This is a genomic window from Vibrio sp. PSi01, assembly GCF_054960695.1.
On record NZ_JBHNYN010000012.1, the window covers coordinates 44,106 to 56,677 of the forward strand.

Annotated in this window: 9 protein-coding genes; 4 read left to right on the forward strand and 5 right to left on the reverse strand. The window is 45.3% G+C overall.

Translation table 11 applies throughout. The features are described from left to right. Nucleotides 1–142: 142 nt before the first annotated feature. Nucleotides 143–1,609 carry a dihydrolipoyl dehydrogenase gene (locus ACFI6G_RS15690; protein ID WP_010435302.1) on the forward strand — a complete coding sequence of 489 codons (1,467 nt, stop codon included), beginning with the start codon at nucleotides 143–145 and terminating at the stop codon, nucleotides 1,607–1,609. 250 nt (nucleotides 1,610–1,859) lie between these two features. Here the strand turns inward: ACFI6G_RS15690 and ACFI6G_RS15695 are convergent, their stop codons facing one another. After that, entirely contained in the window at nucleotides 1,860–2,207 is a 348-nt protein-coding gene (locus tag ACFI6G_RS15695) for a RidA family protein (protein ID WP_010435305.1), read from the reverse strand. An 87-nt stretch (nucleotides 2,208–2,294) separates the two neighbouring features. On the opposite strand from ACFI6G_RS15695, the gene ACFI6G_RS15700 reads away from it, so the two are divergent. Next, nucleotides 2,295–2,543, forward strand: coding sequence for a DUF3624 domain-containing protein (locus ACFI6G_RS15700; protein ID WP_080572706.1), 249 nt, complete (start codon nucleotides 2,295–2,297; stop codon nucleotides 2,541–2,543). A gap of 252 nt (nucleotides 2,544–2,795) precedes the next feature. Here ACFI6G_RS15700 and argH read toward each other — a convergent pair whose 3' ends face one another. From argH to argC, 4 genes are all read right to left on the reverse strand, one after another. Then, nucleotides 2,796–4,670 (reverse strand): argininosuccinate lyase, encoded by a 1,875-nt coding sequence (gene argH / locus ACFI6G_RS15705; protein ID WP_010435308.1) that lies wholly within the window; start codon nucleotides 4,668–4,670, stop codon nucleotides 2,796–2,798. A gap of 345 nt (nucleotides 4,671–5,015) precedes the next feature. Beyond that, a complete protein-coding gene (locus tag ACFI6G_RS15710) occupies nucleotides 5,016–6,227 on the reverse strand; it encodes an argininosuccinate synthase (RefSeq protein ID WP_010435312.1) in 1,212 nt (403 codons plus the stop codon). Nucleotides 6,228–6,347: 120 nt separating this feature from the next. Further along, the gene (gene argB, locus ACFI6G_RS15715; RefSeq protein WP_010435314.1) at nucleotides 6,348–7,136 is read right to left on the reverse strand and encodes an acetylglutamate kinase; all 789 of its coding nucleotides are present in this window, start codon (nucleotides 7,134–7,136) and stop codon (nucleotides 6,348–6,350) included. A gap of 12 nt (nucleotides 7,137–7,148) precedes the next feature. Further along, entirely contained in the window at nucleotides 7,149–8,153 is a 1,005-nt protein-coding gene (gene argC / locus ACFI6G_RS15720) for an N-acetyl-gamma-glutamyl-phosphate reductase (protein WP_016792190.1), read from the reverse strand. Between the two features lie 153 nt (nucleotides 8,154–8,306). Between argC and argE the strand changes: the two genes are divergently transcribed. Both argE and ppc read left to right on the forward strand, forming a co-directional pair. Further along, entirely contained in the window at nucleotides 8,307–9,443 is a 1,137-nt protein-coding gene (argE, locus tag ACFI6G_RS15725) for an acetylornithine deacetylase (RefSeq protein ID WP_016783697.1), read from the forward strand. 253 nt (nucleotides 9,444–9,696) lie between these two features. Next, complete coding sequence (ppc, locus tag ACFI6G_RS15730; RefSeq protein WP_016787690.1) at nucleotides 9,697–12,333, forward strand: phosphoenolpyruvate carboxylase; 2,637 nt, start codon at nucleotides 9,697–9,699, stop codon at nucleotides 12,331–12,333. Nucleotides 12,334–12,572 lie beyond the last annotated feature (239 nt).

Genomic DNA, 12,572 nt, shown 5'->3' on the forward strand with positions numbered 1-12,572 from the left:
CAGTTAGTAACAAAAAGCTGAATCACAAGCTAAACCTAATAAAACAGAATCACAAAACTGAACCGCTATCCTGACTCTCAACAAATCACCAGAGTTGGAGGGGTTTGTTCAAACTAAATTTAGCCATTGCGAGAAGATTATTATGAAACAAGTCAATGTAGATGTAGCAGTTATCGGGGGCGGTACGGCAGGTCTAGGTTCTTACCGCGCTGCAAAAGCACACACTGACAGTGTTGTGATGATTGAAGGCGGCCCTTACGGTACAACCTGTGCTCGTGTTGGTTGTATGCCATCGAAACTGCTTATTGCAGCTGCAGAAAGCGTACACCAAATAGAGAAAGCTCCGGCTTTTGGCGTTCACCCACAAGGTGATATCGTGATTAACGGCCGTGAAGTGATGGATCGAGTGAAGTTTGAGCGTGACCGTTTTGTTGGTTTTGTTTTAGAAGGTGTTGATGAAATCCCAGAGCAAGACAAGATCTCTGGTTACGCAAAGTTCTTAGATGACAACACGCTACAAATTGATGATCACACGGTTGTCACCGCTAAACGTATTGTTATAGCAACCGGTTCTCGCCCTGCATATCCTGCAGTTTGGAATGAGCTTGGTGACCGTCTGATCATTAACGACGACGTGTTCAGCTGGGATGATTTACCGGAATCAGTCGCAGTATTTGGACCTGGTGTTATTGGGCTTGAGCTTGGTCAGTCACTGCACCGCTTGGGTGTAAAAACAAAACTGTTCGGTTTAGGTGGTCAAGTAGGCCCAGTAACCGACCCAGAGATCATGGCTTACGCAGACAAAGCTTTCAATGAAGAGTTCTACCTAGATGCTGACGTAAAAATCGAAAGCATGAAGCGTATTATGACTGAATCAGGCGAAGTTCGCGTCGAAATCCAGTTCATCAATAAGCAAGGTGAACTAGAAACCAACATCGTTGAGTTCGTACTGGCAGCAACAGGTCGTCGTCCTAATACAGACAAGCTTGGACTAGAAAATACCTCTCTAGAACTTGATGAGCGTGGTGTTCCAATCGCAGACCACTACACGCTACAAACATCGCTACCATCAGTATTCATTGCAGGTGATGCAAGCAACCAACTGCCTCTACTACATGAAGCAGCAGACCAAGCTCGTATTGCGGGCGACAACGCAGGTCGTTTTCCTGAAATTCGAGCAGGCTTACGCCGCTCTAAAATTTCAGCGGTATTCTCTGACCCGCAAATCGCGATGGTTGGTGAAACGTACAAAGAGATCACAACACGATTGGGCACATGTGGTTGTTTCGCAACAGGTGAAGTGTCGTTTGAGAGCCAAGGTCGTTCACGAGTGATGCTACGCAACAAAGGTATCCTGCACGTTTACGGCGAACAAGGCACTGGTCGCTTCCTTGGTGCTGAGATGATGGGACCAAATGCGGAACACTTGGCGCACCTATTAGCTTGGGCACATCAGAATAAGATGACGATTTCGGAAATGCTAGACATGCCTTTCTACCACCCAGTGATTGAAGAAGGTGTACGGACAGCACTACGTGACTTGAATGCGAAACTGCACCTAGGTCCAGAGACGGTGAAACACTGTCTAGATTGCGGACCGGGCTGTTAATCTCAGATTATCGTTAGCAGTTAGCAGTTAGCAGTTAGCAAACACTAGATACTAAAAAGGAAAGCCATTGGCTTTCCTTTTTTTGCAACGAGCAAATAACAGACTCCCTATTACGCTCCTTCGTCACTATCGGAAATGACGATAATTTTCACAATATGGTAGGAACAAAATCCTCTACGTCATTCCAGAACCGAGGGACGAGGTATCTGGAGTCTCTTGAAGCCATAGCCTGTCGCTAAATACTTAGCAGTTACTTCTCAGCAGCAATCACAGAGATTTCAACAAGTAGCGCTTCGCGAGCCATATCGCCAGTCACACATGCGCGAGCTGGAGCGTGACCTTCTGGTACCCATGCATCCCAAACTGCGTTCATTTCTTGGAAATCTTTCATGTCTTTCAAGTAAATCGTTGCTGACAGCATGTGCTCTTTGTCGCTGCCTGCTTGCTCAAGTAGCACTTCTACTTTATCTAGCATCGTCTGTGTTTGCTCAGTGATGTCTTTGGTTGCATCAGCACACACTTGGCCACATAGGTAGATAGTGCCGTTGTGTTTCACAATACGGCTCATGCGTTGTTTGGTGTCTTGGCGCTCAATCATCGACTTTCTCTCTCTGTGTCACCGTGATCCAATATCTTGTGACGTGTTATTATCAGGGCAATAAGCATAACGCGAATCAAACCCAAGATGACATGCATTCATTGCAATAAAAGTGAAAAAATCCGTAACAAACTCGGTCGCTGCCAGCGTTGCATGAATCAGCTGATGGTGTTGTCGATTTTGAGTTGGGGAGTATGGTGGCTATTTTTCAGAGAAGATCCAAAAACCATCAATGCCATCGCTTTGATGATGGCCGCTTTCGCGTTCAGTGGTTTGTTGTCGCTGCATTGGTTCATGAAGTTTGTCGTGCTGCCTTTAAGGAACAAAAAGCATTAATAACGAGATTGGTTGGATAGAGGATAACGGCTAAGTGCTAGATTCAATACACAAAGAATTAATCTCAACTCGAGTTATCATCACTTCTCAAACAACAGATAGAAAAAAGCCCCAGAACCAATCGATTCTAGGGCTTTCTTAGAAAATTCTAAGAAAAAGCAGTGGTACTTTAATAGACCGGACTTTTCTTAATTTGTTCCCAAAAAAGATCAGATTTTTGATCTTTTTTTAGGGAGCTACAAAATCAATGCGTTATGCCACATTAACCTTTGCGATAATCTGCTCTACCAAGTTTACTTCCAAGGCCACTTCATCACATGCATGTTGACGAGGGCACTGGTCACAATCTTTCAGTACTTTCTCTGGCAACAAAGATTTTGAAGTTGGTAAGAAGTCATGCTTCATAAAGAACTCAGGAGTGCGCGTCAGTACAAACACCTTCTTGATGGCCATTTGTCGTGCTTTATCAACCAAGTGTTGCACAATCGCCGTACCCTGCCCTTGACCTTGCCAGCCAGCTTCCACACCAAGTGAGCGAATTTCTGCTAAGCCAGAGTCATACACATAGAGTGATGCACAACCAGTGACTTCACCATGATGTTCTGCGACCGCAAACGAGCCAATATCACGCACCAGTTCATTACGAGAGCGAGGTAGGTTTTCACCCATATTCGCCCAGTAGGCCACCATGCCTTCTAATGCTTCAATATCGGTCAGACGAGCAGGACGAACCTTCACAATAGAAGTGTCACGCTGTGATAAACGTTTCTCTGCTTGGTCAACCGCGTAAGCCACCTGCTGTGGTGATACACCGCCTAGCGCACTACGTTTTTCAAGACACGATTCAATGGTTAGGATGTCATACACATCCTCTTCTATCACCTCAGAGAACTCTTTCATCTCTGCGATGGTTAATTCTTCTAATGCGCAGCCTTTTGCAATCGCCGCCACTACCGTTACACCGACAATGTGGTGAGCTTCACGGAAAGGAATGCCTTTCGCTACTAGATAATCAGCCAGTTCAGTTGAGTTCGCGTAGCCTTGTTTTGCCGCTTCAAGTGTACGCTCGCCGTTCACTTTAATACCGTCAAAACACAATGCCGCCATTTCCATACAATCATTCCAAGTATCTAAAGCGTCGAACAGACCTTCTTTATCTTCTTGCATGTCTTTGTTGTACGCCAAGGGCAGAGCTTTCACTGTCATCATCATTGCGGCTAATGAGCCATAAACACGGCCAGTTTTGCCACGAATCAATTCTAGCGCATCAGGGTTTTTCTTTTGTGGCATCAGAGATGAACCTGACGTCACGGTATCCGCTAACTCGATGAAGTTTGATTCACCTGAGTTGTAGAAAATCATATCTTCTGCAAGACGTGAAAGGTGAAGCATTGAAATAGAAGCGATCGACATCAGCTCCATCACATGGTCACGGTCAGAAACTGAATCTAGAGAGTTGCGCGTTGCACGACGGAAACCTAAGTTGTGAGCTAACTCTTCACGGTCCATCGGGTAAGCAGTTCCTGCAAGGGCACCAGAACCCAGCGGACATGTATCTAGACGCTTAATCGCATCATTCAAACGTGAATAGTCACGCTCAAGCATTTCAACGTAAGCCAAGCACCAGTGAGCAAAAGTTACCGGCTGAGCACGCTGTAAGTGAGTGTAGCCAGGAAGCACGGTTTCTTGATGCTGAGAAGCAACATTCACCATTTGGCTCTGCAGACGATCAAGCGCTAGCAACAGTTGGTTGCCTTGTTGACGACACCATAGCTTAAGGTCTGTCGCCACTTGGTCGTTACGAGAACGGCCAGTGTGGAGCTTTTTACCTAAATCACCGACTTTGCCGATAAGTTGTTGCTCAACCCAGCTGTGAATATCTTCTGCATCAGAACGTAAGATCTGTTCAGGGTCTTCCATCACTTCAAGTTTTAGCTCATTCAGCGCTAACTCAAGCTTCTGTTGCTCTTCTTCTGTTAATACGTTGACCGATTGTAGAGCTTTTGACCAGGCAATTGAGCCCACAATGTCTTGCTCAGCCAATCGGTAATCAAAACGAAGAGAATCGTTAAAATCTTTAAACCGGGTGTCTGCTGCTTGGGTAAATCTACCGCCCCATAATGCCATTGTGTATCTCCTAATTGCACAGTGCTCACTGTTTTTGCAAATGATAATTCTGATTAAGATTCAGTATTTTTCTGATGGTTTAAACTTACGGCAATTCAAAATGAAAATAAAGTATTAATTCATTATTTTCACATATTTATTCACAAAAAGTTCAATCCATTGATTATTTCATTGTGGAGCGTGAATTATATGCCATTCGATAGTAAAAACCGAAGCTGATTTATTAAACAAACAGAAAGCAAAAAGCCCACTCACTAATCAATAGTGAATGGGCTTTGCATAATAATGTCTGTTTACTGGCCTTCAACCTTTCGCGGAGGCTAGCTCACTAACTCATAGTTAGGATTACTTTTGACTATTCAAAGCACGGATACGGCTTGATAGTGAGTAAAGACGGATGAAGCCTTCAGCATGGCTTTGGTCGTAAACTTCATCTTCACCAAAGGTTGCAAATTCTTCTGAGTACAAACTGTTGTCAGAACGTTTCTGAGTCACCGTTGCATGGCCTTTGTAAAGCTTAATAACCACTTCACCATTTACGTCTTGTGCTAGTTCATCTGTCGCCGCAAGAATTGACTTACATAGCGGAGTGAACCAACGACCATCGTATACAAGGTGAGAAGCTTTAACACCTAGCTCTTCACGGAATTCGAATGCCGCTTTATCAAGAACCAGTTGCTCTACTGCACGCAGTGCTTCCATCATGATTGTGCCACCTGGAGTTTCGTAACAACCACGAGACTTCATACCAACAAGACGGTTCTCTACGATATCTATACGACCAACACCGTGCTTAGCACCCTTCTCATTGAGGTAAACCAGTGCGTTGTATGGCGTCATTGCTTCGCCATCTACCGCTACCACTTCGCCTTTTTCAACTTTCAGCGTTACTGTTTCAGATTCGTTTGGTGCTTGCTCTGGATCTACCGTCCAAGCCCAGCAATCTTCATCAGGTGCATTCCATGTATTTTCCAGAACACCGCCTTCTGTAGAGATGTGCCATGCGTTTGCATCACGTGAGTAAATCTTAGTAAGAGAAGCAGTACAAGGAATGTTACGCTCAGCTAGGTAATCTAGACACTCTTCACGGCTCACTAGATCCCACTCACGCCATGGCGCAATTACGTGTAGATCTGGTGCCAGTGCAGCGAATGCGCCTTCAAAACGAACTTGGTCATTACCTTTACCTGTACAACCGTGACAAAGTGCGTCAGCGCCAACTTTACGCGCTACTTCAACCTGTGCCTTCGCGATGATTGGACGCGCCATTGAAGTGCCTAGTAGGTATTTACCTTCGTAGTAAGCACCTGTTTTTAGCGTTGGGTAGATGTAGTCTGCGACCATTTCTTCTTTAAGGTCAGCGATGTAACATTCAGATGCTCCAGACGCTTTTGCTTTTTCTTCGATGCCAATCAGCTCTTCATCACCTTGGCCTACATCAGCAACAAATGCGATAACTTCGCAGTCATAGTTCTCTTTCAACCATGGAATGATTACTGATGTGTCTAGACCGCCAGAGTAGGCTACTACAACTTTCTTTACGTTAACTTTGCTCATTTTCTTTCTCCTAGTTTCCATACTGCACATGGCGGTCAGCGTTGGAAATGACTTTAATAGTTATATGTTTGTACTAAATTTTTTTGTCTAAATTCTTTAAGTAGTAACTCGTTGCGAGGCCTACTGAGGTAAAAACTGTGTTCCTATACTTTTACCTGAAAAAAGTTGTGTTAGTTTTTCTGGATATCGCCAAGTAGCAACTTCGATAGGTCGTCCTAAGTCGTTAGCAGCTTCTAGTGCGGCTTGTACCTTGACGATCATGCCATCGGTAATCACTTTACCGGTAATCAGGTCATCGGCTTGTTTTTGGTTAAGGCTTGGAATGAGGTGGCCTTTGCCATCCAACACACCACTGACATCAGAAAGTAGCACCAATTCAGCATCGAGTGCGCCAGCAACGGCAACCGCCGCTTGGTCTGCATTGACGTTCATCAGTTGGCCTTGTTCAGTCAAACCAATCGAGCTAATGATTGGCAATGCGCCAGCATTAAGAATGGCTTGTAGAACAGTTGAGTCTCCCGGCTCCGCTTTGCCTACCGCGCCCAGTTCAGGATCCAGTTCGCTCACTTTACATAAGCCGCCATCTGCTAGGCTCAAACCAACAGCGTTGATGCCATCTTTAATCGCCTGACCTTGAAGCAGTTTGTTAGCCGTGCCCGCTAGTGCACCGGCGATCACAGGGATTTGGTCGTAAGGGGTAACACGTAGCCCCTCTTTCTTCACCGTCTTTAGGTTTAAATTCTTCATCAAGTCATCAACAAGGTAGCCGCCACCGTGCACAATCACGATTGGTCGTTGTGCCTGTTGTTGGTAAGCAGAAATTGCACCAAATAACTTGCTAAGTGTTTCACCACAAGATAGCGCAGCGCCACCTAACTTTATGATTAATGGTTGATTATTCAGGCTCATATCTGGATTCCTTTACACTAACGCAGTTAATGGTGCAAAACCATAACGTAAATTTAAACACTGCATCGCTTGACTAGATGCACCCTTTAATAAGTTATCAATCGCTGAAACAACGATGATGTGCTGACCTTGAACCTTCCAACCTAAATCGCAGAAAGGTGTCTGTTCTACATCTTGAATTCTTGGCAGTGTCTCTTCGAGTAATCTCACTGCTGGCTTCCCTTGATAAGCTTTCTCAAAGGCTTCTTGTATCTGTTTTTCTGTCACGCCTTCAGCCAACTTCATGGTAATGGTTGCCAAAATACCGCGCTTAAAATTCCCTAGGTGCGGTGTGAAAATTACATCACATCCTAGATGGGCAGCCATTTCAGGTTGATGACGGTGGTTAAATACACCATAGGCTTGCAGGCTTACTTCACAGAAGCTGTTAACCATACTCGCCTTTCGACCAGCACCAGTTACACCACTGGTCGCGTTAATCACTGGCCATTGGTTTGTATCAAGTAGCTTTGCTTCCACAAGAGGTTTAATCGCCAATTGGGAGGCCGTTGGGTAGCAACCCGCTACTGCGACAAGTTGAGCTTCTTTAATTTCTTGCTCATTCCATTCCGCTAAACCGTAAGCGGCTTTATCTAGCCATTGTTCGTGTTGATGTTCAAAACCGTAGAACTCTTGGTAGAAGTTTTCGCCTTTAACTCTGAAGGCTCCCGATAGGTCGAAGACTTGGCAATCGTTCTCAAGGAAGATTGGCGCGAGGTCGTGACTGACTTCATGCGCGGTTGCTAAGAAAATCACATCAGACTGCTTTGCCACTTCTTCAGGATTGGTTAACGGCTGTACTGGCATATCAATCAAGCCAGCTAACTTACCGTGCAATGCTGCAATAGGTTTGCCTGCATCTACACTATTGGCTGAGACATATAAACCTGATAGCGTGAGCTCAGGGTGTCTGTTTATCATTAGAGCCAGTTCTGCTCCTGTGTAGCCGCTTGCGCCAATGATCGTGGTTTTCAACATCTCAACACATCCATTCTTGAGGTAAGTAACATTTCAAATTTGACTATTCATACTTAATTTTTAGCTTTATTTGATTTCTTATGCATTAAATATGATTTAATATGTGTTTTACCGACTTATGGTTTTCCTGTCAATAGTAGAAGTGAAGATAATATGCAATTACCGAGTTTTCTTGAGGTCTATAAAGGCCTAATTTCCACAGACTCTATTAGCTCTACCGATCCAAGCTGGGATCATGGCAACGAAAAAGTCATAGAAAAAATGGCGCAATGGTTTAAAGACCTGGGCTTTAGCGTTGAAGTAGTGGAAGTCGAACCCGGCAAGCATAATATGGTTGCGAAGATGGGTTCTGGTGAAGGTGGCTTGCTACTTGCGGGACACAGCGACACGGTTCCCTTCGATGAAGGACGTTGGAACTTCAACCCTCATGCGCTTACTGAACACAACAATCGCTTCTACGGACTAGGCACCGCAGATATGAAAGGCTTTTTCGCTTTCGTTTATGAAGCTGCGAAGAAAATGGATTGGAGCAAACAAACCAAACCACTTTATGTATTAGCCACCTGTGACGAAGAAACCACCATGCTAGGTGCTCGTCATTTCACGGAAAATGCACCATTTAAGCCGGATTACTGCATTATTGGTGAGCCAACCAGCCTAGTGCCGATTCGCGGTCACAAAGGTCACGTGGCAAATGCAGTGCGAGTAACGGGCAAATCAGGTCACTCTTCAGATCCAGCTTTAGGCGTCAACGCCATCGAGATCATGCATGAGGTATTGTTTGCTTTAATGCAACTGCGTGACAAGTTAGTAAAAGAGTATCATCACCCTGGTTTTGCGATTCCAAGCCCTACTCTAAACCTGGGACATATCCACGGTGGCGACAGCGCCAACCGTATCTGTGGTTGTTGTGAACTGCACTATGATGTTCGTCCTTTACCAGGCATCAGCTTAGATGGCTTGGATAACATGCTGCGTAGCGCACTTAAAGAAGTCGAAGCAAAATGGCCGGGCAGAATTGAGATTACTCCATTGCACGAACCTATTCCGGGTTACGAGTGTCAGCACGATCATCCCTTTATTGGTGGAATGGAATCGGTGTGTGAAACTGAATCTCAAACCGTGAACTACTGCACAGAGGCACCTTTCCTTCAAGAGTTGTGTCCAACCTTAGTACTGGGCCCAGGTTCAATTGATCAAGCTCACCAACCCGACGAATTCCTGAGCTTCGATTTTATTGACCCAACGATTGATGTTCTAAGTAAATCGATCCGTAAATATTGTTTCTAGTTACCCACTATCCATTCGATATTTTCCGATAAAAGCCGCCCGAAAAGGTGGCTTTTATTCTGCGATTCCTCGTTTAGTCTTAATCTTGTAATTAAATTTCACTTTTTACCTAAGTTTTGGAAAATTTACTTCTCCCGCATTTTTAAAACTAATAATTGCAAACTTAGAATGCTTTATTTGACTAGATACAGCACTTTTCGCTAGATTGTGTACTTAACAAGGAACAATGGATGTAATTTTTTTACGAGGCAGGATGACAATGAACGAGAAATACGCCGCTCTCAAGAGTAACGTAAGCATGCTAGGACGCTTGCTAGGTAACACAATCCAAGATGCACATGGTGACGTTATCTTAGAGAAAGTGGAGACTATCCGTAAACTTTCCAAATCCGCCCGCGCAGGCAACAAAGCTGACCGTGACAGCCTAGTTGAAGAAATTAAAAACCTGCCGAACGAACAACTCACTCCTGTTGCTCGTGCATTTAACCAATTTCTCAACCTCACCAACATGGCAGAGCAATACCACACAATCTCTCGCCACTGTGAGGAGCATGTTTGCGAACCTGACGTGCTGCAGTCTCTATTTTCCAAATTAAATCAAAATGACATCAGCAAGTTAGATGCTGCTCAAGCTGTTCGCGATCTGAATATTGAGCTCGTTTTGACAGCTCACCCAACAGAAATTACTCGTCGCACCATGATCAACAAGTTGGTTAAGATCAACGAGTGTCTGTCTAAATTAGAATTAAGCGACCTATCACATAAAGAGCGCGTGAAAACCGAACGTCGCCTAGAGCAGCTTATCGCGCAAGGTTGGCACTCTGATGTGATTCGTCAGCAACGCCCGACACCACTTGATGAAGCTAAGTGGGGCTTTGCGGTTGTAGAAAACTCTCTATGGGAAGCTGTGCCTGATTTCCTACGTGATATGGATAGCCGACTAAAAGGTTACCTTGGTGAAGGCCTACCAATTGATGCACGCCCGGTACACTTCTCATCTTGGATGGGCGGTGACCGAGATGGTAACCCATTCGTAACGCACACCATCACCAAAGAAGTACTGCGCCTATCTCGCTGGAAAGCCGCTGATCTGTACCTAGGTGACGTGAACGAGCTGATTACCGAACTGTCGATGACCAAGTGTAATGATGCCGTTCGTGAATTGGCTGGCGATGAGCACGAAGCTTACCGTGCCATCCTCAAAAGCCTACGCACTCTGCTGAACAACACGCTAGAAGTGCTTGATGCAAAACTGCACGATGCTGAAGTACCGAAGAAAGAAACACTACAGAACATCGACCAACTTTGGACTCCGCTTTACGCGTGTTACCAATCGCTGCACGAATGTGGCATGGGCGTAATCGCGGATGGTTCTCTGCTTGATACCCTGCGTCGCCTGAAAGCATTCGGTGTGCACCTAGTGCGTCTCGATGTTCGTCAAGAAAGTACACGTCACTCAGATGTGCTGTCTGAACTGACTCGCTACCTAGGCATTGGCGATTACGACCAGTGGAGTGAGCAAGACAAGGTTGCTTTCTTAACTAATGAATTAAGCTCAAAACGCCCGCTGCTACCACGCGACTGGGAGCCATCTGAACAGGTCAAAGAGGTTTTAGACACCTGTAAAGTGGTTGCTGCTCAACCTCGTGAAGCCTTCGGTGCTTACGTGATTTCTATGGCTCGTACTGCATCAGATGTACTGGCTGTTCACTTGCTGCTACAAGAATGTGGTTGCCCGTACCGCATGGACGTATGTCCTCTGTTCGAAACGCTAGACGACTTGAACAACTCAGAAGCGGTAATGAAACAGTTAATGAGCATCGACTTGTACCGTGGCTTTATCCAGAACCACCAAATGGTGATGATTGGATATTCTGACTCAGCGAAAGATGCCGGCGTAATGTCTGCAGGTTGGGCTCAGTACGACGCGATGGACAAACTGGTTAAGGTTTGTGAAGAAGAAGGCATTGAGCTGACTCTATTCCACGGCCGTGGCGGTACAGTTGGTCGTGGTGGTGCACCAGCGCACGCAGCCCTACTTTCTCAGCCACCTAAGAGCTTGAAAGGCGGCTTACGTGTAACAGAACAAGGCGAAATGATCCGCTTTAAGCTTGGCCTACCAGATGTTGCCGTAAACAGTTTCAACTTATACGCAAGTGCGATTCTAGAAGCGAACCTTCTGCCGCCACCTGAGCCAAAACAAGAGTGGCGCGACCTAATGGAAGTTCTGTCTCAAGTCTCTTGCGAGGCTTACCGCAACGTGGTTCGTGGTGAAGAGAAATTCGTACCTTACTTCCGTCAAGCGACGCCTGAACTGGAGTTAGGTAAACTACCTCTTGGTTCTCGCCCTGCAAAACGCAACCCGAACGGAGGCGTAGAAAGCCTACGTGCAATTCCGTGGATCTTCTCTTGGAGCCAAAACCGTTTAGTTCTTCCTGCATGGTTAGGCGCTGGTGAAGCGATTCAATACTCAGTAGACCAAGGCCATCAAGCGCTACTTGAAGAGATGTGTCGTGAATGGCCATTCTTCTCGACTCGCCTTGGCATGCTAGAAATGGTGTACTCTAAGTGCAACATGGAAATTGCCAAGTACTACGATCAACGTCTTGTTGACGAAGAACTGTTACCTCTAGGTGAATTACTGCGTGAACAGCTGCAAAAAGACATCAAAGCAGTGCTGAATGTAGAAAATAACGAGAACTTGATGCAAAGCGACCCTTGGGGGCTTGAATCGATTCGTCTACGTAACATCTATGTTGAGCCACTAAACATGCTTCAAGCAGAGCTGCTTTACCGAACTCGTAAGTGTGAGACACCACCAGCAGAGCTAGAAGAAGCACTAATGGTGACGATTGCAGGTATTGCTGCTGGTATGCGAAATACAGGTTAATTAGCGAACCCTACTATAATCTAAGTAGCATTTACCTCTAAAAAAAGAACAAAAGGTCGCCATGTGCGACCTTTTTATTTTGTCATAAAACAATTAATGAGTATTTTGTCAGTTTTTCGGGTTATTTTGTCCATGTATTCTACTTTATGCTTATTATTTAGATATACTACTGCTCCGCTGCGGAAACACTCCAAAAAAATAATCTGCAGCAACTTGACCAATAAACTGGTCAACCTAGG

Bases quoted from the DNA above. Each gene is read 5' to 3' on its own strand.
- ACFI6G_RS15690 (WP_010435302.1), top strand. From the start codon at position 143: ATGAAACAAGTCAATGTAGATGTAGCAGTTATCGGGGGCGGTACGGCA.
- argB (WP_010435314.1), bottom strand. From the start codon at position 7,136: ATGAGCCTGAATAATCAACCATTAATCATAAAGTTAGGTGGCGCTGCG.
- ppc (WP_016787690.1), top strand. From the start codon at position 9,697: ATGACAATGAACGAGAAATACGCCGCTCTCAAGAGTAACGTAAGCATG.
- argE (WP_016783697.1), top strand. From the start codon at position 8,307: ATGCAATTACCGAGTTTTCTTGAGGTCTATAAAGGCCTAATTTCCACA.
- ACFI6G_RS15700 (WP_080572706.1), top strand. From the start codon at position 2,295: ATGACATGCATTCATTGCAATAAAAGTGAAAAAATCCGTAACAAACTC.
- ACFI6G_RS15695 (WP_010435305.1), bottom strand. From the start codon at position 2,207: ATGATTGAGCGCCAAGACACCAAACAACGCATGAGCCGTATTGTGAAA.
- argC (WP_016792190.1), bottom strand. From the start codon at position 8,153: ATGTTGAAAACCACGATCATTGGCGCAAGCGGCTACACAGGAGCAGAA.
- argH (WP_010435308.1), bottom strand. From the start codon at position 4,670: ATGGCATTATGGGGCGGTAGATTTACCCAAGCAGCAGACACCCGGTTT.
- ACFI6G_RS15710 (WP_010435312.1), bottom strand. From the start codon at position 6,227: ATGAGCAAAGTTAACGTAAAGAAAGTTGTAGTAGCCTACTCTGGCGGT.